Source organism: Hydrogenophaga sp., assembly GCF_022844385.1.
Taxonomy (GTDB): Bacteria; Pseudomonadota; Gammaproteobacteria; order Burkholderiales; family Burkholderiaceae_C; genus Hydrogenophaga.
Map to the genome: position 1 here is coordinate 19,181 of NZ_JALHLX010000012.1, position 20,211 is coordinate 39,391.

A 20,211-nucleotide genomic window follows, 5' to 3' on the forward strand; every position below is an offset into this window, starting at 1 on the left:
GGTTTTGCACGCCAGCGGTCAATCCTTAGTTCAGCGGGACCTTTGTGGGGCTTTTCGGTGTTCATGGCCGGCACATCTTGTGCTTGAATGAAACTGCCACTGAACCTTCAAGGAGAACCGCATGAGCTCACGCAGCCTGGTCGCTTCACCCCCGCTTGGTCTGCCCATCGCCCAGATGCGCAGCGTGTTCAGCGCCGACGACGTCGAGCGCAAGCTGGCCAAATTGCAGGCCAGCGGCAATGAACGCGAATACGAGTGCCTGCGCAACACCTGGCAACGCATGCTGGAGCGCGGTCCACAGCGCTTTGCCGTCAAACCCTCGGGCGTGCCCGACATGGCCCCACTCTACGACCTGCTGCCCAATTTCGTTGACGTGCTCGACGACGTGAAGCGCCATGTGGCCCTGAGCCAGGACAGCCGCGACAGCCTGGAGGTGACGCCCATCCTCTTGCTCGGCCCGCCCGGTGTGGGCAAGACCCACTTCGCCAAACAGCTCGCGGACCTGCTGGGCACCAGCATGAGTCTCGTGCCCATGAGCTCCATGACGGCGGGCTGGCTGCTGTCGGGTTCCTCGTCGCAATGGAAAGGCGCCAAACCGGGCAAAGTGTTTGAAGCGCTGGTGGACGGCCAGTACGCCAACCCGGTGATCGTGGTCGACGAGATCGACAAGGCCAATGCCGACGCGCAGTACGACCCGCTGGGCGCGCTCTACAGCCTGCTGGAACACGACACGGCGCAAAGCTTTGTGGACGAGTTCGCCGAGGTGCCGATCGACGCGAGTCAGGTGATCTGGGTCACCACCGCCAACAACGAACGCCACATTCCCGAGCCGATCATGAACCGCATGAACGTGTACGAGATCGCGCCGCCCTCGCTGGAAGCCGCGCGCAAGATCGCCGCGCACCTGCACCGCGGCATCCTGGGCGAACACGACTGGGGACAACGCTTCGACCCGGAGCCGGCCGACGACGTGCTGGACCAACTGGCGGTGCTGGCACCGCGCGAGATGCGCAGGGCACTGGTCACCGCGTTCGGCAATGCGCGGCTGGACAACCGCTACCGCGTGGAACCCGACGACCTGCCCAAGGCGGGAGCAGGCAAGAGCCGCATCGGGTTCCTTCAGTAAGGCCTCGCTCCGCGCAGCGGCGGAGCGTGGGGACTGCTCTCTATTCGCCGAGGTAGGCGGCGCGCACCTTCGGGTCGTCCAGCATGTCGCGGCCCTTGCCGGTCATGATGATCTCGCCCGAGTCCATCACGTAGCCACGGTCGGCGATCTGCAACGCGCGGCGGGCGTTCTGCTCGACCAGCAGAATGGTCACGCCCTGCTTGGACACATCGCGCACCACCTCGAAGATCTTGTCGACCATGATGGGCGAAAGGCCCATGGACGGCTCGTCGAGCAGCAGCACCTTGGGCTGGCTCATGAGGGCGCGCGCCATGGCCAGCATCTGCTGTTCGCCGCCGCTCATGGTGCCGGCGAGCTGGTCCTTGCGTTCGCGCAGGCGCGGGAAGATGTTGAACATCTTCTCGATGTCCTGCGCGATGCCGTCCTTGTCGTTGCGGATGTAAGCGCCCATCTGCAGGTTTTCGGTGATGCTCATGCGCGTGAACACGCCACGGCCCTCCGGCACCATGGCCAGGCCCTGTTTGACCAGGTCCCAGGCGCCCTTGCCCTTGATGCTCCGGCCCATGTATTCGATGTCGCCGGCTTCAAACGCGAGCGAACCGGTCACGGCCTTCATGGTGGTGGTCTTGCCTGCGCCGTTGGAGCCGATCAGCGAAATCAGCTCGCCTTCGTTCACTTCCAGGTCGATGCCCTTGACGGCCTTGATGCCGCCGTAGGCGACCTTCAGGCCGCTGATTTTGAGGAGTGTGTTTGCCATGTGTCGGTCCTGGTTCAGTGGCCACCGGTGCCGAGATAGGCCTCGATCACCTTGGGGTCTCGCTGCACATCGGCGGGCGTGCCGGACGAGAGCTGTTTGCCGTAGTCGAGCACGGTCACACGGTCGCACAGGCCCATGACCAGCTTCACGTCGTGTTCGATCAGCAGGATGGTGCGGTTGTCGTTGCGGATCTGGTCGATCAGTTCGCGCAGCTGCACCTTCTCGGTGGCGTTCATGCCGGCGGCGGGCTCGTCCAGTGCGATCAGCTGAGGGTCGGTGGCCAGGGCGCGCGCAATCTCCAGGCGGCGCTGGTCGCCGTAGCTCAGCGTGCGCGACTTGTAGTCCGCGAACCGCTCAATGCCGACGTACGCCAGCAGCTCGCGGGCACGCGCCGTGATCTCGGCTTCTTCGCGTTTGAACCCGGGCGTGCGCAGCACCGCGCCGATCAGGCCCGAATGGGTGCGCACGTGGCGCCCGACCATCACGTTTTCCAGCGCCGTCATTTCTGCGAACAGGCGGATGTTCTGGAAGGTGCGTGCAATGCCTGCCTTGGCCACTTCGTGCACCGCACTCGGTGTGTAGGGCTTGCCGGCGAGTTCGAAGGTGCCGCTGTCCGGCGTGTACAGACCGGTCAAAACGTTGAAGAAAGTGGTTTTGCCGGCTCCGTTGGGGCCGATCAGGCCATACACCTGGCCGCGTTTGATCTCCATGCCCACATCGCTGAGGGCTTGCAGCCCGCCGAAGCGTTTGGAGACATTGGCAACTTTGAGGATGGTTTCGGTCATTGAAGTTGCTCCGCTCACTTGGACAAGGACTTGCCGTGCTCGGGGGCGGGCCACAAGCCTTTGGGACGGATCAGCATCACCACCACCATGGCCAGCGCAATCAGCAGCTGGCGCAGGATTTCAGGGGCCAGGCGGCCATCGGTCATGGCCGTGAGCGGGTGCGCCACGTGCCGCAGCAGCTCGGGCAGACCCGCCAGCAGCAAGGCACCCAGCACCACACCGGGAATGTGCCCAATGCCGCCCAGCACCACCATGGCCACGACCATGATCGACTCCATGAGCGAGAAGGACTCGGGCGAGACAAAACGCTGGAACGAGGCGAACAGCACACCGGACACACCACCGAACGAAGCGCCCATGCCGAAGGCCAGCAGCTTAAGGTTGCGCGTGTTCAGGCCCATGGCCTTGGCAGCGATCTCGTCTTCGCGAATCGCCATCCAGGCGCGGCCGATGCGCGAGTCTTGCAGGCGGTACGAAATGATGATCGCCAGGATCACGAAGAACAGGAACAGGTAGTAGTAGAGCGTGACCGGCTGGAAGGTGTAGGTGAAATCACCCAACTCCACCGTGAAGCGCTTGCCGAGATCCACCCCGAAGACCGAAATGGTGTCGATCTGGCTGATGCCTTTGGGCCCGTTGGTGATGTTCACCGGACGGTCCATGTTGAGCAGGAAGATGCGGATGATCTCGCCAAAGCCCAGCGTGATGATGGCCAGGTAGTCGCCGCGCAGCTTGAGCGTGGGCGCACCCAGGATCATGCCGACAATGCCGGCAATCACCGCGGCCACGATCATCACGATCCAGATGCTGTAGTGGATGCCCTCAGGAAACATGGCCTTGATGGCGGGGAAGGTGTCGGTGAGGTGGGGCGAACCCAGCAGCGCAAACACATAGGCACCCACCGCAAAGAACGCGATGTAACCCAGGTCGAGCAGGCCGGCGTAGCCCACCACGATGTTCAGGCCCAGGGCCAGCAGCACGTAGAGCAGCGCGATGTCGAGAATGCGCACCCAGGAGTTGCTGCCGGTGGACTGCAGCAGGATGGGCAGCAGCAGCAAGGCCGCGCCCGCGAGCAGAAACAGGATCAGCTTGCCGGTTTTGGTGTTCATCATGTGATGTCTCCTGGCGCTCAGGCGCGGTCAGCCACACGTTCACCCAGCAGGCCCGAGGGGCGCAGCGTGAGCACGACGGCCAGCACGATGAAAGCGAAGATGTCGGTGTACTGGCTGCCCAGCACGCCACCGGTGAGCTTGCCGAGGTAACCAGCCCCCAGCGATTCGATCAGGCCGAGGGCAATGCCACCGACCACCGCTCCGGCAAGGTTGCCGATGCCGCCCATGACCGCCGCCACAAAGGCCTTGAGGCCGGGCATGAATCCCATGGCGTGTTGCACCGTGCCGTAGTTCGAAGCCCACATCACACCGGCGATGGCGGCGAGCATGGCGCCGATGATGAAGGTGGCGGAAATCACCACGTCGGGCTTGATGCCCATGAGCGCGGCGACCCGCGGGTTCTCGGCGGTGGCACGCATGGCGCGACCCAGATTGGTGCGGTTGACCAGCCACATCAGGAAGGCCAGCGTGATGGCGGTGGTGGCCAGGATGGTGATCTGCGTGATGGAGATCACCGCACCCGCAAACTCGACCGGCTCGGTAGGGAGCATGTTCGGGTACGACTTGGGATTGGGTTTCCAGATGATCATGGCGAAGGTCTGCAACAGCAGCGACATGCCGATGGCCGTGATCAGCGGCGCCAATCGGGAGGAGTTGCGCAGCGGTCGATAGGCCAGTTTCTCGATCGTGAAGTTGAGGGTGGCACAGACCACCATGGCAATGATCACCGCCAGCAACAGAACAAGCCAGCCCGGCATGCCGGGCGTGGCGTCCTGCATCACGCCGATGATGGTCCAACTGGTGAGCGCACCCACCATGAGGACGTCGCCGTGGGCGAAATTGATCAGCCCGATGATGCCGTAGACCATGGTGTAACCCAGGGCCACGAGCGCATACATGCTGCCCAGCACCAGACCGTTGATGATCTGCTGAAGCAAAACTTCCATGAGGGTTCTCCGTGTGTGTGACAGGCCGAGAGGCGCTTGTGGCGCTGGCCGGTTTCAACCTAGCAAAAAACCCGCCAGACCTGACCTTTGAACAGGACAGACTGCGGGTTGGTGGACGGATTGTAATGAGGCGCTTTTGGGGGCTGCATGCGTGTAAGCCCTTAGCGAACAAGGGTTTACCCGAAATCGCCGTGGGGCACCTGCGCTTGCATCAGCGCGATTGGCGATTCATTAGTTATCTTGATTGTTGCGATTCTTGAGTTCGCGCAGCTTATCGGCGATGCGCAACTCCAGTCCACGGTCCACCGGCCGGTAGAAACCGGGCTCGGCCATGCCTTCGGGCAGGTAGCGCTCGCCGGCCGCGAACCCCCCTTCTTCGTCGTGCGCGTACCGGTATCCCTTGCCGTGGTCGAGCTCTTTCATGAGCTTGGTGGGCGCATTGCGCAGGTGCATGGGCACCGGGCGCGTGCCGTCCTTCTTGACCCAGGCCTTGGCCTCGTTGAAGGCCTTGTAGACCGCGTTGGACTTGGGCGCCACGGCGAGGTAGATCACACACTCGGCCAACGCCAGTTCGCCTTCGGGGCTGCCCAGGCGTTCGTACACATCGGCCGCGTCCAGCGCCAGGCGCAGGGCGCGTGGGTCGGCCAGACCAATGTCTTCGCTGGCCATGCGGATGAAGCGCCGAGCCATGTAGCGCGGGTCGGCGCCGCCGTCGAGCATGCGCACGAACCAGTAGAGCGCTGCATCCGGGTCGGAGCCGCGCACACTTTTGTGCAGGGCGCTGATGGTGTCGTAGAACTGGTCGCCGCCCTTGTCGTAACGGCGCATGCGCTCACCCAGCACCTTGAGCAGCCACGCGTCGGTGATCTCGATGAGCTTTTCACGGCCCGCGGCAACGGCCAACGTCTCCAGCGTGTTGAGCAAGCGACGGGCATCACCGTCGGCATAGGCGATCAGGCGGTCGATGGCAGCGGATTCAATGGCGGGCACCGCGTCGATGGCTTGCGCCTTGGTCACGATCAGCTTCAGGTCGTCTTCGGAAAGCGGCTGCAGCACATACACCGCAGCGCGCGAGAGCAGGGCCGAGTTGACCTCGAACGAGGGGTTTTCGGTCGTGGCGCCGATGAAGGTGAACAGGCCGCTCTCCACGTGCGGCAAAAACGCGTCCTGCTGGCTCTTGTTGAAGCGGTGCACCTCGTCCACGAACAGGATGGTGCGCTGGGCTGTGAGGCCGTCCCGCGCCGCTTGCGCAAGCTCGACCGCCTCGCGGATGTCCTTCACACCACCGAGCACCGCGCTGATGGTGAGGAACTGCGCATCAAACGCGTCGGCCATGAGGCGGGCGATCGTGGTCTTGCCCACGCCAGGTGGTCCCCAGAGGATGCAGCTGTGCGGTTGGCCTGACTCAAACGCCAGACGCAGTGCCATGCCCTCGCCCAGCATGTGCTGCTGACCAGTCACCTCGGCCAGCGTTCGCGGGCGCAGGCGTTCGGCCAGAGGCGCGTGGGGACTGGGGGCCGGCACGAAGGTCAGGGCCGCATGACCGAGGCGCCTGCGGGCGGCTCGAACTTGAAGTCGGCAGCCTTCAGCGGCGCATTGGACTGCCAGCCGTTGAAGGTGAGTACCGAGCGCTGGCCCAGGCTGTCTTCGATGTCGAGCACCGACAGCTGGCCTTGCTTGAAGCCCACGCGTACCAGTTGCAACTGGCCGTTGCGGTCCTTCGGCTTCGCCTCCAGCCACTCCAAGCCGTCCTTGGCCGCGCCAGGCTTGAGGTCGAATGCATCCGACAGGCCTTTGATGTCGGTTCCAGCGGCAATCAGGGCCGCAGGCGTGCTGCCCAGCACTTCCTTCTGGCCGCGGGCCGTGACCTGGTTCAGGTCCACGTCGTACAGCCACAGCGTTTGACCATCGGCCACGATGGTCTGCTCGAAAGGTTTGGTGTACTCGAAGCGGAAGCGGTTGGGCCGCAGGAATTCGAAGGTGCCGGTGGACGTCTTGCTGCGCGCCACGGCTTCGGTGGAGCGTTTGGGTGAGGTCACCACCTGTGTGAAGCCGGCCTTGCCGCTGCTCACGTCACGCAAAAACTTCTCCAGGTCCTGGAGGCCATCGGCCCAGGCGCCCACGGTGCCGAAGCTCAAGGCACTGGCAATCAACAATTTTTTCATCATGAGGGTCTGATCCGGTTGGGCCGGCTCGGTTCAAGCCGGCGTCATTCGCCGCGCGCCGGCACCAGGATGTCCCGCTGCCCGCTCGATGTGAGGGCGCTCACGAGGCCCGCGTTTTCCATGTCTTCGAGCAAGCGGGCGGCGCGGTTGTAGCCGATCTTGAGCTTGCGTTGCACATAGGAAATGCTGGCCTTGCGGTCCTTGATGACGATTTCCACCGCCTGGTCGTAGAGCGCGTCTTTTTCACCGTTGCTCTCTCCGCCACCTTCGCCGAACAGGTCGCTGCCCTCTCCATCGGCCACGCCGCCTTCCAGCACGCCGTCGATGTAGTTGGGCTCGCCACCCTGTTCCTTGAGATAGGCCACCACGCGGTGCACTTCGTCATCACTCACAAACGCACCATGCACCCGGATCGGGAATCCTGTACCTGACGGCATGTAAAGCATGTCACCCATGCCGAGCAAACTCTCGGCGCCCATCTGGTCGAGGATGGTGCGGCTGTCGATCTTGCTGCTGACCTGGAACGACAGACGCGTGGGGATGTTGGCCTTGATCAGGCCGGTGATCACGTCCACGCTGGGACGCTGCGTGGCCAGAATCAAATGGATACCGGCGGCGCGGGCCTTCTGCGCCAGACGGGCGATGAGCTCCTCGATCTTCTTGCCCACCACCATCATCAGGTCGGCCAATTCGTCGATCACCACCACGATATAGGGCAGGCGCTCCAAAGGCTCGGGCTGCTCGGGCGTGAGGCTGAACGGGTTGCCGATGATCTCCCCGCGCGCTTTGGCCTCATCGATCTTCACGTTGTAACCCGCGAGGTTGCGCACACCCATCTTGCTCATGAGCTTGTAGCGCTTCTCCATCTCGGCCACGCACCAGTTCAGGCCGTTGGCAGCGTGTTTCATGTCGGTGACCACAGGCGCCAGCAAGTGCGGAATGCCTTCGTAAACACTCATCTCCAGCATCTTGGGATCGATCAGCAGCAGGCGCACATCTCGCGCGTCGGCCTTGTACAAGAGCGACAGGATCATCGCGTTGATACCCACCGACTTGCCCGAACCGGTGGTGCCGGCCACCAGGCAGTGCGGCATCTTGGCCAGATCAGCCACGATGGGCTGGCCACCGATGTCCTTGCCCAAGCCCATGGTCAGCATGGACTTGGCGTCGTTGTATACCTGCGACCCCAGGATCTCGCTGAGTTTGATGGTCTGTCGCTTGGCGTTGGGCAGCTCCAGCGCCATCAGGTTCTTGCCCGGGATGGTCTCGATCACCCGGATGGAGACCAGCGAGAGCGAGCGTGCCAGATCGCGGCCCAGGTTCACAATTTGTGAGCCCTTCACGCCGGTGGCGGGCTCGATTTCGTAGCGCGTGATCACCGGGCCCGGCGCTGCGGCCACCACCCGCACGTCCACGCCGAAGTCCTTGAGCTTTTTCTCGATCAGGCGACTGGTCATCTCCAGCGTCTGGCTGTCCACGCCGGCCTGGTGCACCGGCGCGCTGTCGAGCAGATCCACCTGCGGCAGCTTGCTGTCGGGCAGTTCGGTGAACAGCGGCTTCTGGCGCTCTTTCGCCACACGCTCGCTCTTGGGCACATCGACCAGCGTGGGCTCGATCACCACCGGCGTGGGGTGGTGCTCTTCAATTTCCACCCGCTCGACCTTGACCACCTCTTCTCGCTCGCGCGCGGCCTTCTCGCCGATGCGCTGGTCTTCCACCGCCTCGCGTTTTTCGCGGCGCGCCTCGAACCAGCCGTCCAGCGTGTGCCCCACCTCCTCGGCCCAGTGTCCCCAGGAAAAGCGGAACACACGCGGCAGACACACCAACAGCAGCGCCAGCATGGTCAGGGCCGAGCCAGTGAACCCGAGCCATCGCGTGGCAAATGCGCCCAGGCCATGGCCCAGCACGCCTCCCGCATGGCCCGGCAACAACGCTTCGAGCCGGTAGAGACGACTCCACTCCAGCACCGCGCTGGCAGCCATCAAAGTGATCAGCGCCAGCCAGAAGAGGCTGCGGCGCACCCAGGGGCGCTGCCAGATGCGCAGATCCTGATCGCTGGCCGCATCGGTCCGCGTGCCGCGAAGCCAGCCGGCCAGGGTGGACAACCAGGCCCTCACCCCGACCAGGAAACACCACCAGACCGAAAAACCGAACAAGTAGTAACTCCAGTCGGCCAGAATCGCGCCGAGGCGGCCACCCCAGTTGCCCACCTCCGGGGCGGTGCCGGTGGTGCTCCATGCCGGGTCGGCCAGCGAATGGCTCAACAGAGCCAGCAGCCAGAACGCCAATGCGGCCGCACCCAGCACCAGGCCGATCTCCTGGGCAAAACGGGAAACGCCGACCTGCGGTTGACCCGCACGGTCGGCGTTGAGGGTGTTCAGTGAGTAGGTCATGGGCTGTTCAAATGTCCAGCAGCAAGCTTACCCCAAGCCCACCCTGATTCAGCCTCTGCAGAGGAGGCCACACGTCGGTGGCCCAACGGTTCAACCGAGGGAATTGAGCCGTTCCTTGATGATGGTGCTGCCATCTTCCGCCATCTCGATGAAGCCCCGGTCTTCCAGGTCCTTCATGACGCGGCTGACCATCTCGCGCGAGGCACCGATCATCTTCGCCACGTCCTGGCGCGAGACCCGGTCCTTGATGGTGAGCTGACCGTCCTTGTCGGGCTGGGCAAATTCGAGCAGCGCGCGCGCCACGCGGCCATACACGTCCATCAATGCGAGCGATTCGATCTTGCGGTCGGCATGGCGCAGGCGCTGCACCAGGCCCTTCATGACCGCATAGGCCATGGAGCTGTTTTCAGGAAGGCAACGGGCAAATTCGGCACGGCCCAGGATCAGCACATCGGTTTGTACCTCGGCCTTCACGGTGGCCGAATGCGGCTGGTTGTCGATCAGGCTCATCTCGCCCACATAGTCACCGGGGTTCATCGTGGCCAGAATCACCTCGCGCCCGCGCGAGTCGGTGGTCACCACGCGCGCACGGCCGGTGAGCACAATCGCCAGACAGTTCGACTTCTTGCCCTGCTCGACGATGCATTCGCCGCGCTTGAAACGGCGTTTGATGACCGCATCTGCAACACCTTCAGCCTGGGCCTGCGTCAATGTTGAAAAAAGCGGCACCCGGCGGATCAGATCGAGATTGGAAAGTATCGACATGCGTGTATTCCTTGTTCTGGGAAGCGCCTGCAGCGCCGTTTCATACAATGACCCGAAGTCATGGCCCCCTGCTCCGCAGGCTTCTGACCTGACGCACCAATGTAACCACCGACTCTAAACCACTTGCCCCTGAATTCGATGGGGACTTGCACCATGAAACACGCCAAAGTACTGATCCTGGGCTCCGGCCCCGCCGGCTACACCGCCGCGGTCTACGCCGCTCGCGCCAACCTCAACCCGGTGCTGATCACCGGCATTGCACAAGGTGGCCAGCTCATGACCACCACCGACGTGGACAACTGGCCGGCCGACGCCGACGGCGTGCAGGGACCCGACCTGATGCAGCGCTTTCAGGCACACGCCGAACGCTTCAAGACCGAAATCATCTTCGACCACATCAACGCGGTTGACTTCAGCAAGCGTCCGTTCGTGCTCAAGGGCGACAGCGACGAGTACAGCTGCGACGCGCTCATCATCGCCACCGGCGCATCGGCCAAGTACCTCGGCCTGCCATCGGAAGAAGCCTTCATGGGCAAGGGCGTGTCGGGCTGCGCCACCTGCGACGGTTTCTTCTACCGCGGCCAGGAAGTCAGCGTGGTCGGCGGCGGCAACACGGCCGTGGAAGAAGCGCTGTACCTCTCCAACATCGCGAGCAAGGTCACGCTGGTGCACCGCCGTGACACCTTCAAGGCCGAAGCCATCCTGATCGACAAGCTGATGGAGAAGGTCGCCGCCGGCAAGATCGAACTGAAATTGCACAGCACGCTGGACGAGGTGCTGGGCGACCAAACCGGTGTGACCGGCGTGCGCCTCAAAAGCGTGAAGACCGGCGACACCGAAGACCTCACGCTCAAGGGCTGTTTCATCGCCATCGGTCACCAGCCCAACACCGACATCTTCAAAGATCAGCTCGACATGAAGGACGGCTACATCACCACCCGTTCGGGCCTGCAGGGCATGGCCACCATGACCAGCGTGCCGGGCGTGTTCGCTGCCGGCGACGTGCAGGACCACGTGTACCGTCAGGCCATCACCAGCGCCGGCACCGGCTGCATGGCCGCGCTGGACGCCCAGCGTTTCCTGGAGCAGAGCGCTTCCTGAAGGCACAAAGATCCGCGAGACAGCTGATTGGCTATAATCGCGGGCTTTGCTGAGTTTGACCGGCCCGTCCGGCGAGTCAGCAAATTCGGGTTACCGCCACCCTTTCCTGGCGAGGTGAGGCTGTTTGGACCAGGCACGGAAGATCTTCCGGTCGCGGTCGGCAGCTGTTTGAATAGATCGGAGTGTCCTCATGGCACGCGTCTGCGACGTCACGGGCAAGAAGCCCATGGTCGGGAACAATGTTTCCCACGCCAACAACAAAACCAAGCGCCGGTTCCTGCCGAACCTGCAATACCGCCGTTTCTGGGTCGAGAGCGAAAACCGTTGGGTGCGTCTGCGCGTCTCCGGTGCTGCCTTGCGCCTGATCGACAAAAACGGCATTGACGCCGTGCTCGCCGACCTGCGCGCACGCGGTCAAGCTTAAGGAGAACCGAACATGGCAACCAAAGGCGCACGCGAGAAGATCAAGCTGGAATCCACTGCTGGAACCGGCCACTTCTACACCACCACCAAAAACAAGAAGACCACGCCCGAGAAGATGCTGATCAAAAAGTTTGATCCAAAAGCTCGCAAGCACGTGGACTACAAAGAAATCAAGCTGAAATAAGCGGGATCTCTTCCAACAAAAAGCCGCTGACACCCAGCGGCTTTTTTGTGCGCGGTTGAATGCCGTGCATGCATGAAAAAACCACCCCGCGGGGTGGTTTCTTCTGGAACGCTCGGGTTCAGGCGTGGGCCGAACGCAAGCGGATGGAGAAGTCGCGCAAGGCAGCGATACCGCTCTCTTCAGCCCGGCGGCACCAGGCCTGCAGGTCGGAAGCCAGTTGCTCACGGGTGGCGGTGGTGCTGGACCACAGGGCACGCAGTTCTTCGCGCATGGTCACCATCTTGTCGAGCACAGGATGCTCGGCGCGCACTTGTTCCAGCTGGGGTTTGATGTTCGCAGGAACCTTGTCGTCGTCGCGGTGCAGCCACTGGCGGGCCGACTGCAACACGGTGGCATCGCCCCGGCGTTGCTGCAGCGTCTCAAGCTCGCGCTTGCAGGCGGCACGCATTTCACGGGCATACCCAGCCATCACTTCGTAGCGGTTGGCGATGATCGCCTCCAGCGTTTTTTCGTCCGCCACCGGTTTCACAGCGCCATAAGCCATCTTGGGCGGCACCTTCTTGACCGAAGCCAGACCCACCGAGCTCAACATGGTGATGTACATCCAGCCGATGTCGAACTCGTAGGGCTTGACCGACAGCTTGGCCGACGTGGGATACGTGTGGTGGTTGTTGTGCAGCTCTTCGCCGCCAATCAGGATGCCCCAAGGCGACACGTTGGTGCTGGCGTCGGTGGCTTCGAAGTTGCGGTAACCCCACCAGTGGCCGATGCCGTTGATGATGCCGGCGGCCGTGATCGGGATCCATGCCATCTGGATCGCCCAGACGGTCACACCCAACACGCCGAACAGCGCCACGTTCAGGATGAGCATCAGGCTTACACCCAGGCGCGAGCGTCCGGTGTAGACGACGCGTTCGATCCAGTCGTTGGGGGTGTTGTGGCCGTAGCGGTCCAGGGTTTCCTGGTTCTTGGCCTCGGCCCGGTAGAGCTCGCTGCCTTCAAAGAACACCTTCTTGATGCCGAACACCACCGGGCTGTGCGGGTCGCCTTCGTGTTCACATTTGGCATGGTGCTTGCGGTGGATGGCGGTCCATTCCTTGGTGACCATGCCGGTGGTCATCCAGAGCCAGAAACGGAAAAAGTGGGACGCGATGGGGTGCAGGTCCAGCGAGCGATGGGCTTGGTGGCGGTGCAGGTAGATGGTGACGCTGGCGATGGTGATGTGGGTGAACACCAAGGCGACGATCATGGTTTGCCACCAGGTCGCGCCGGTCAACCCGTGCGCGAGGAACTGGATGAGGCCGTCCCAGAGGGACGAAAAGATACCGAAGTCGGAAGAAGACATTGATTTCCCAATAGACCGCCCAAGGCGGCGGATGGATACCGAGTGAGCTCCAGAACACCCGGAGCAGTAGCGCCCCCGATTTTAAGGGCGGGGGTGCCAAACACCAACCGGTATCCAGCCCCCGATGTGGAAACTACTGCCCCAGATCAAGCGAATTGGCAGCTTTTCAAGGCTTTTTCCGCCAGACGGCGGCAAAGAAGCCATCTGTAGCATGCCGATGCGGCCAGAGCCGCAGCCAGCGCCCTTCGTCGCCGTTGCACAGCGAAGCAGGATTCTGGACGTCGGCGGTGTCCAGCAAACCCGCCACGGGTACCGCTTCGAATTCGGCATGGGTCGCCTCGAACGCCGCACAGACGTCTTCGTTTTCCTCTTTCAACAGGCTGCAGGTCGCATAAACCAGTCGCCCGCCCGGCTTGAGCAAGCGAACCGCGCTGTTCAAAATGGCCAGTTGCAGTTCGGCCTGTGCCGCCACCGTCTGGGGGTTCTGGCGCCATTTCAGGTCGGGGCTGCGCCGCAGCGTGCCCAGGCCCGAACAGGGCGCGTCGACCAGCACCCGGTCGATCTTGCCGGCCAGCCGCTTGATACGGTCGTCGCGCTCGTGGGCAATCGCCACCGGATGCACGTTCGAGAGGCCGCTGCGCGCCAGACGTGGCTTCAGCGCATCCAGCCGATGACCAGAGGTGTCAAACGCGTAAAGCCGGCCGCTGTTGCGCATGGCGGCGCCAATGGCCAGCGTCTTGCCGCCGGCTCCGGCACAAAAATCCACCACCATCTCACCGCGTTTGGCGTCCAGCAGCAGCGCGAGCAACTGCGAGCCTTCGTCTTGCACCTCGACCTCGCCCTCTGTGAAGGCGGGCAGCTTGGCCAGTGAGGGTTTGCCTTGCAGGCGGATGCCCAGCGGCGAATAGGGTGTGGCCTCGCCCACCAGACCGGCCTTTTGCAGCGAGGCCAGCACGGCGTCGCGCTTGGCCTTGAGCAGGTTCACCCGCAAGTCCAGCGGCGCGGGCTGGTTCAGGCTGGCCACCAAGGCATCAAACTCGTTGCCCACCTGCTCGCGCAAGGCTGTGGCGAGCCACTCGGGCAGGTTGTGGCGGTGCTGCGCCATCAGATCGGCGTCCTTGACCGCGTCACAGTGGTCGAGCCAGGTTTTTTCGGGTTCGGTCAGCGCGCTCTTGATGAAGTCGCGGTCGCCCGGGAAGGCCAGGATCGCCAGCCGGCGCCACTTGGAGCCGCTGCCAGAGCGGGCCAACCATTCGAGCTTGAGGCGTTGGCGCAGGATGGAATAAACGGTGTCGGACAGCGTGGCGCGCTCGCGGGATCCGAGCGAGCGGTTCTCACGGAAATGGCGGGCGACGACGGCGTCAGTTGGGTGTTCGAACTTGAAGACCTGTTCGATCAGGATGGCGCTTTCGTCCAGGAGGGCTTTTGGGTGCATAGGCTGTATTGTCCCCCGCCCTGGGCCAGCCGCCGGGCCGCCCCCAAGGCAGGCCCAGCCCCCTCGGGGGCAGCGGACCTCGCGAAGCGGGGGAGCGTGGGGGCCCGATAATCGCGGGCTATGTCCGAACTTTCCCAACAGGTGCGCCGCCGCCGCACCTTCGCCATCATTTCCCACCCCGACGCGGGCAAGACCACCCTGACCGAGAAGCTGCTGCTGTTCTCGGGCGCGATCAACATCGCCGGCAGCGTGAAGGCGCGCAAGGCCGCGCGCCACGCCACCAGCGACTGGATGGAGATCGAGAAGCAGCGCGGCATTTCTGTCGCCTCCTCGGTGATGCAGATGGAATACCGCGACTGCGTGATCAACCTGCTGGACACCCCGGGCCACCAGGACTTCAGCGAGGACACCTACCGCGTGCTCACCGCCGTGGACGCCGCCCTGATGGTGATCGACGCCGGCAACGGTGTGGAGCCGCAGACGCGGCGCCTGCTGCAGGTCTGCCGCGCGCGCAACACGCCCATCCTGACCTTCGTGAACAAGATGGACCGCGAGGTGCAGGCCCCGCTGGACCTGATGGATGAAATCGAGCGGGAGCTGGGCATGACGGTGGTGCCCTTCACCTGGCCGGTGGGTATGGGCAAAACCTTCCGCGGCGTGTTCGACCGCCGCACCGACCAGATGCGCGTGTTCGCCGCTGGTGAAGATCGCCGTGGCGGCGACGAAGACGTGCTGGTGGGCCTGAACAACCCAGAGAGCGTGAAGCGCTTCGGCTCGGAATTCGAGCAGGCACGCGACGAGCTGGAACTGGTGGCTGGCGCATCGCCGGCCTTCGACGAGGCGCTGTTCCTCGCTGGCAAACAAACACCCATGCTGTTCGGCTCGGCGGTGAACAACTTCGGCGTGCGCGAGGTGCTCGACGCCCTCGTGGACCTCGCACCGCCACCCGGCGACCGCCCCGCGATCCAGCGCACCGTGCACCCCGACGAGCCCAAGTTCAGCGGCGTGGTGTTCAAGATCCAGGCGAACATGGACCCGGCGCACCGCGACCGCATCGCGTTTGTGCGTGTGGCCAGTGGTCACTTCGAGCGCGGCATGAAGCTCAGGGTGGTGCGCTCCGGCAAGGACCTGCGGCCGAACACCGTGGTGAGCTTTTTGTCCCAGCGGCGCGAGCTGCTCGACGAGGCCTTTGCCGGCGACATCATCGGCATCCCCAACCACGGCGTGCTGCAACTCGGCGACACGCTCACCGAAGGCGAGAACCTGCAGTTCACCGGCCTGCCCTTCTTCGCGCCGGAAATCATCCGCAGCGTGGAAGTGGCCGACCCGCTGCGCAGCAAGCAGCTGCGCGCCGGACTGACCCAGCTCGGTGAAGAGGGTGCGATCCAGGTGTTCCGCCCGGTGGCGGGCTCGGTGCTGTTGCTCGGCGCCGTGGGCCAGTTGCAGTTTGAAGTGGTGGCTCACCGGCTGGAGCACGAGTACGGCGTGAAGGCCCGCATCATGAACAGCCCCTACCAGGTGGCGCGCTGGGTGACCTGCGCACCCGAGGACGGCGGCGAGATCGAGCTCAAGAAGTTCATCGATGCCAACAGTCACCGCGTGGCGCTGGACGCGGTGGATGCGCCCACGCTGCTGGTCGACCACGCAGCCACGCTGCGCGCGGTGGAGGCGAACTGGCCGAAGATCAAGTTCCACGCAATGCGGGAGCACGCAGGACTGGTATTTGCCAAAGGGGTTTGAGCGCGGACTCTCACCCCAACCCTCTCCCAGGGGAGAGGGGGCAACACACTTCAGGCAGAGAGCAGTTGCTCGATCGCCCGCGGGTAGATGACGTGCTCCTGCGTCAGCACCCGTGCCGACAACGTCTCGGCCGTGTCATCCGGCAGCACCGGCACCACCGCCTGGTCCAGGATCTCGCCGTGGTCGAGTTCGCTGGTCACGCGGTGAACCGTGGCACCAGCGAAGCGGCAGCCCATTTCGATGGCGCGCTGGTGCGTCTTGAGCCCCGTGAACGCCGGCAGCAGGCTGGGGTGGATGTTGACCAGCTGCCCCTCGTAGTGCTGCACAAATCCGGGCGTGAGGATGCGCATGAACCCTGCCAGCACCACCAGGGTGGGCTCATGGCGATCGATCTCGGCCATCAGCGCTGCGTCAAAAGCCTCACGACTGCTGTATGCACCGTGGTCCAACGCAGCATTGGCAATGTCATGCTCTTGAGCCCATGCCAGTCCCTGTGCACCGGCCTTGTTGCTGATCACGGCCACCACACGCGCGCCGAAGCGCGCTTGCCAGCGCCGCTTGAGGGATGTCTCCACGATGGCGGCCATGTTGGAGCCGCTGCCGGAGATCAGAATCACGATGTTTTTGTTCACGCCAGACATGGCCGGGAAGTGTAATGACCTCAGACCTGCAAACCCCTTCAAGCAGCCGCCCGCGCGGCCACGATTTCATCCAGCGCCCGCTCTCGCTCACCGAGGCCCGAGTGCTCGGCACGCTCATGGAGAAGGCGCGCACCGTGCCCGACAGCTACCCGCTCACACTCAACACGCTGGTAACTGGCTGCAACCAGAAGTCCAGCCGCGAGCCGGTGATGAACCTCGCCGACGCCGCCGTGCTCGAAGCGCTGGACGCCTTGCGCGCCCTGCACCTGGTGCTGGAGAGCAGCGGCAGCCGGGTCACCCGCTACGAACACAACTTCATGCGCGCTGTGGCCGTGCCCGAACAATCGGCCGTGCTGCTGGGCATGCTGGTGCTGCGTGGTCCGCAGACCGCCGGTGAGCTGCGCCTGAACACCGAGCGCTGGTACAAGTTCCTCGACATCGCCTCGGTCGACGCTTTTCTGGAGGAACTGCAGGACCGCAGCGAAGACAAAGGCGGTGCGCTGGTGGTGAAGCTGCCGCGTGCACCAGGCGCGCGCGAACAACGCTGGGCGCATCTGCTGTGCGGACCTGTGGACGCATCCCTGCTGACCCAGGCCCCGCATCCCGCCAGCAGCGCCGCCACCGAAGACGAGCTGATCAACCTCACACGCCGTGTGGCCACGCTGGAAAACACCGTGGCCGCTCTGCAGGATCAGCTTCAAAATCTGAACGAACAACTCGGCTTGTCGCAGCCCGGACAGCCGTAAAACGAACGGTCGTGCCAAACTGCCCGGCGTTGTTCAATTTGCCGGCACATTTCCGTGGCGGCCACCAGGAGACACCCCATGGATTTGGCATTCACGCCCGAAGAGCAGGCGTTTCGCGAGGAGATCCGCGGCTGGGTCAAGGCCAACCTGCCCGCCGACATCGCCCACAAGGTTCACAACGCCCTGCGCCTGTCGCGCGACGACATGCAGCGCTGGGCCAGGATTCTCGGCAAAAAAGGCTGGCTCGGTTGGGGCTGGCCCAAGGAATTCGGCGGCCCGGGCTGGAACGCGGTGCAGAAGCACCTGTTCGAAGAAGAATGCGCGCTGGCCGGCGCGCCCCGCGTGGTGCCCTTCGGCCCCGTGATGGTGGCGCCCGTGATCATGGCGTTTGGCAACAAGGCACAACAGGAGCGCTTTTTGCCCGGCATCGCCAGCGGTGACGTCTGGTGGAGCCAGGGCTACAGCGAACCGGGCTCGGGCTCGGACTTGGCTTCGGTGAAATGCCGGGCCGAGCGTCAGGGCGACAAGTACATCGTCAACGGCCAGAAGACCTGGACCACGCTGGGCCAGTATGGCGAGTGGATCTTCTGCCTGGTGCGCACCAGCAACGAAGGCAAGCCACAGACCGGCATCTCCTTCCTGCTGATCGACATGAAGTCTCCCGGCGTCTCGGTGCGACCCATCAAATTGCTCGACGGGGAGTGCGAGGTCAACGAGGTCTGGTTCGACAACGTGGAAGTGCCGGCCGAGAACCTGATTGGCGAAGAGAACAAGGGCTGGACCTACGCCAAGCACCTGCTGAGCCACGAGCGCACCAACATCGCCGACGTGAACCGCGCCAAGCGCGAGCTGGAGCGCTTGAAGCGCATCGCCAAGGCCGAAGGCGTCTGGGACGACCTGCGTTTCCGCGACCAGATCGCCCTGCTCGAAGTCGACGTGGTGGCACTCGAAATGATGGTGCTGCGCGTGCTCTCGGCCGAGAAGTCGGGCAAGAACTCGCTCGACATCGCCGGCCTGCTCAAGATCAAGGGCAGCGAGATCCAGCAGCGCTACAGCGAGCTCATGATGCTTGCGGCTGGCCCTTACAGCCTGCCCTTCATCGAAGAAGCCATGGAAGCCGGCTGGCAGGGCGACTTCCCCGGCGGCGTCAACGCCAACGCGCCGCTCGCATCGACCTACTTCAACATGCGCAAGACCACCATCTACGGTGGCAGCAACGAAGTGCAACGCAACATCGTCGCGCAAACGGTGTTGGGATGATTCGCCGCCGGGCCGCCCCAAGGCGAATCGCACCCCCTCGGGGGGGCGGCGAGCCAAGGGCGAGCCTGGGGGCTCTAACTACTGGAGAGAACACATGGACTTCGATTTTTCCGATGATCAAAGCGCATTGCGCGAAGCCGTTCAAAAGTGGGTGGAGAAGGCCTACACCTTCGACCGGCACACCGCCATCGTGGCTGCCGGTGGCTTTGACCGCGCGGCCTACAACGAACTCGCCGAACTCGGCCTGGCCGGCCTCTACGTGAGCGAAGATGACGGCGGCATGGGCATGGGCCCCATCGAAGGTATGGTTGTGATGGAAGAGCTGGGGCGCGGCATCGTGCTCGAGCCGCTCGCCCAGACCCTCGTCACGTCGGGCGTGCTCGGCGGTTACGCGCCGGCCGATCTGAAGGCCGCGTGGTTGCCGCGCATGGCCTCGGGCGAAGCGCTGGTGGTGCTCGCGCACCAGGAGCGCAAGGCCCGCTACAAGCTCGACGTGTGCAACACCACCGCCACGCAGGCCGGCAGCGGCTGGACGTTGTCCGGCACCAAAAACGTGGTGCCCGCCGCCGACCAGGCCGACGCCTTTGTGGTGCCCGCCATGGCCAGCGGCAAGCTCGCCCTGTTCCTCGTGGAGCGCACCGCTTCGGGCGTGAGCACCCGCGGCCACCACACGCAGGACGGCGGCCGCGCCGGTGACCTGACGCTGAAAGACGCACCAGCCCAACTGATCACCACCGACGGACTGACCGCTCTCGAACACTGCGTGGACATCGGCATTGCCGCCACCTGCGCCGAAGCGGTGGGCGTGATGGACAAGACCCTGGCCATCACGGTCGAGTACATGAACACGCGCAAGCAGTTCGGTGTGGCCATTGCCAGCTTCCAGGCCCTGCGCCACCGTGTCGCCGACATGAAGATGCAGCTGGAACTGGCACGCTCCATGAGCTATTACGCCAGCCTCAAGCTCAACGCACCGGCGCCCGAGCGCCGCGCGGCCATGGCACGCGCCAAGGTGCAGCTGGGCACGTCCATGCGCTTCGTGGGTCAGCAGGCGGTGCAGCTGCACGGCGGCATCGGCGTGACCGACGAGTACATCGTGAGCCACTATTTCAAGAAGCTCACGCAGATGGAAATGTCCTTTGGTGACACCTTGCACCACTTGGGCGAGGTGTCCAGCCGCATGCAGGACACGGCCGGCGTGTTCGCCTGATCCGGCTTCAGCCCCCACGGCCCGCTACAAGCGGGCCGCTTTGTTTTCGCCACCCAAAAATCGATACGGAGACACC

General features: G+C 63.8%; 19 protein-coding genes. 8 read left to right on the forward strand and 11 right to left on the reverse strand.

Annotated features, from left to right (window positions below):
- Positions 1–121 precede the first annotated feature (121 nt).
- Positions 122–1,126, forward strand: a complete 1,005-nt coding sequence (locus Q0C59_RS04210) for an AAA family ATPase (protein ID WP_291212130.1) — start codon at positions 122–124, stop codon at positions 1,124–1,126.
- A 40-nt stretch (positions 1,127–1,166) separates the two neighbouring features.
- Here Q0C59_RS04210 and Q0C59_RS04215 read toward each other — a convergent pair whose 3' ends face one another.
- The 8 genes from Q0C59_RS04215 to Q0C59_RS04250 all read right to left on the reverse strand — a co-directional run bounded on the left by Q0C59_RS04215 (position 1,167) and on the right by Q0C59_RS04250 (position 10,050).
- Complete coding sequence (locus Q0C59_RS04215; RefSeq protein ID WP_291212134.1) at positions 1,167–1,883, reverse strand: ABC transporter ATP-binding protein; 717 nt, start codon at positions 1,881–1,883, stop codon at positions 1,167–1,169.
- Between the two features lie 14 nt (positions 1,884–1,897).
- Positions 1,898–2,668, reverse strand: coding sequence for an ABC transporter ATP-binding protein (locus Q0C59_RS04220; RefSeq protein WP_291212137.1), 771 nt, complete (start codon positions 2,666–2,668; stop codon positions 1,898–1,900).
- 14 nt (positions 2,669–2,682) lie between these two features.
- Complete coding sequence (locus tag Q0C59_RS04225) at positions 2,683–3,780, reverse strand: branched-chain amino acid ABC transporter permease (RefSeq protein WP_291212140.1); 1,098 nt, start codon at positions 3,778–3,780, stop codon at positions 2,683–2,685.
- Positions 3,781–3,797: 17 nt separating this feature from the next.
- Positions 3,798–4,727 carry a branched-chain amino acid ABC transporter permease gene (locus tag Q0C59_RS04230; RefSeq protein WP_291212143.1) on the reverse strand — a complete coding sequence of 310 codons (930 nt, stop codon included), beginning with the start codon at positions 4,725–4,727 and terminating at the stop codon, positions 3,798–3,800.
- A 231-nt stretch (positions 4,728–4,958) separates the two neighbouring features.
- Positions 4,959–6,251, reverse strand: coding sequence for a replication-associated recombination protein A (locus tag Q0C59_RS04235; RefSeq protein WP_291212146.1), 1,293 nt, complete (start codon positions 6,249–6,251; stop codon positions 4,959–4,961).
- Between the two features lie 5 nt (positions 6,252–6,256).
- Positions 6,257–6,892 carry an outer membrane lipoprotein chaperone LolA gene (lolA, locus tag Q0C59_RS04240; protein ID WP_291212213.1) on the reverse strand — a complete coding sequence of 212 codons (636 nt, stop codon included), beginning with the start codon at positions 6,890–6,892 and terminating at the stop codon, positions 6,257–6,259.
- A gap of 44 nt (positions 6,893–6,936) precedes the next feature.
- Complete coding sequence (locus Q0C59_RS04245; RefSeq protein ID WP_291212149.1) at positions 6,937–9,285, reverse strand: DNA translocase FtsK; 2,349 nt, start codon at positions 9,283–9,285, stop codon at positions 6,937–6,939.
- Positions 9,286–9,375: 90 nt separating this feature from the next.
- On the reverse strand, positions 9,376–10,050 hold the full coding sequence (locus Q0C59_RS04250) for a Crp/Fnr family transcriptional regulator (protein WP_069045504.1): 675 nt from the start codon (positions 10,048–10,050) through the stop codon (positions 9,376–9,378).
- Positions 10,051–10,203: 153 nt separating this feature from the next.
- On the opposite strand from Q0C59_RS04250, the gene trxB reads away from it, so the two are divergent.
- The 3 genes from trxB to rpmG all read left to right on the forward strand — a co-directional run bounded on the left by trxB (position 10,204) and on the right by rpmG (position 11,758).
- Positions 10,204–11,151: a thioredoxin-disulfide reductase gene (gene trxB, locus Q0C59_RS04255; protein WP_291212154.1), complete on the forward strand. Its 948-nt coding sequence runs from the start codon at positions 10,204–10,206 to the stop codon at positions 11,149–11,151.
- Positions 11,152–11,341: 190 nt separating this feature from the next.
- Positions 11,342–11,575 carry a 50S ribosomal protein L28 gene (rpmB, locus tag Q0C59_RS04260; RefSeq protein ID WP_056269541.1) on the forward strand — a complete coding sequence of 78 codons (234 nt, stop codon included), beginning with the start codon at positions 11,342–11,344 and terminating at the stop codon, positions 11,573–11,575.
- Between the two features lie 12 nt (positions 11,576–11,587).
- Positions 11,588–11,758, forward strand: a complete 171-nt coding sequence (gene rpmG, locus Q0C59_RS04265) for a 50S ribosomal protein L33 (RefSeq protein WP_056269543.1) — start codon at positions 11,588–11,590, stop codon at positions 11,756–11,758.
- A gap of 118 nt (positions 11,759–11,876) precedes the next feature.
- Here the strand turns inward: rpmG and Q0C59_RS04270 are convergent, their stop codons facing one another.
- The gene (locus tag Q0C59_RS04270) at positions 11,877–13,103 is read right to left on the reverse strand and encodes a fatty acid desaturase (protein WP_291212157.1); all 1,227 of its coding nucleotides are present in this window, start codon (positions 13,101–13,103) and stop codon (positions 11,877–11,879) included.
- A gap of 166 nt (positions 13,104–13,269) precedes the next feature.
- A complete protein-coding gene (locus tag Q0C59_RS04275) occupies positions 13,270–14,538 on the reverse strand; it encodes an RsmB/NOP family class I SAM-dependent RNA methyltransferase (protein ID WP_291212160.1) in 1,269 nt (422 codons plus the stop codon).
- A gap of 120 nt (positions 14,539–14,658) precedes the next feature.
- Between Q0C59_RS04275 and Q0C59_RS04280 the strand changes: the two genes are divergently transcribed.
- Positions 14,659–16,278, forward strand: coding sequence for a peptide chain release factor 3 (locus Q0C59_RS04280; protein ID WP_291212162.1), 1,620 nt, complete (start codon positions 14,659–14,661; stop codon positions 16,276–16,278).
- A gap of 50 nt (positions 16,279–16,328) precedes the next feature.
- On the opposite strand, the gene purN is transcribed toward Q0C59_RS04280, so the two are convergent.
- The gene (purN, locus tag Q0C59_RS04285) at positions 16,329–16,919 is read right to left on the reverse strand and encodes a phosphoribosylglycinamide formyltransferase (RefSeq protein WP_304750347.1); all 591 of its coding nucleotides are present in this window, start codon (positions 16,917–16,919) and stop codon (positions 16,329–16,331) included.
- A gap of 14 nt (positions 16,920–16,933) precedes the next feature.
- Between purN and Q0C59_RS04290 the strand changes: the two genes are divergently transcribed.
- The 3 genes from Q0C59_RS04290 (at position 16,934) to Q0C59_RS04300 (ending at position 20,135) form a co-directional block, all read left to right on the forward strand.
- Positions 16,934–17,665, forward strand: coding sequence for a YceH family protein (locus tag Q0C59_RS04290; protein WP_291212168.1), 732 nt, complete (start codon positions 16,934–16,936; stop codon positions 17,663–17,665).
- A gap of 78 nt (positions 17,666–17,743) precedes the next feature.
- Complete coding sequence (locus Q0C59_RS04295) at positions 17,744–18,925, forward strand: acyl-CoA dehydrogenase family protein (RefSeq protein WP_291212171.1); 1,182 nt, start codon at positions 17,744–17,746, stop codon at positions 18,923–18,925.
- A 94-nt stretch (positions 18,926–19,019) separates the two neighbouring features.
- Positions 19,020–20,135 (forward strand): acyl-CoA dehydrogenase family protein, encoded by a 1,116-nt coding sequence (locus tag Q0C59_RS04300; RefSeq protein WP_291212174.1) that lies wholly within the window; start codon positions 19,020–19,022, stop codon positions 20,133–20,135.
- Positions 20,136–20,211: the final 76 nt, after the last annotated feature.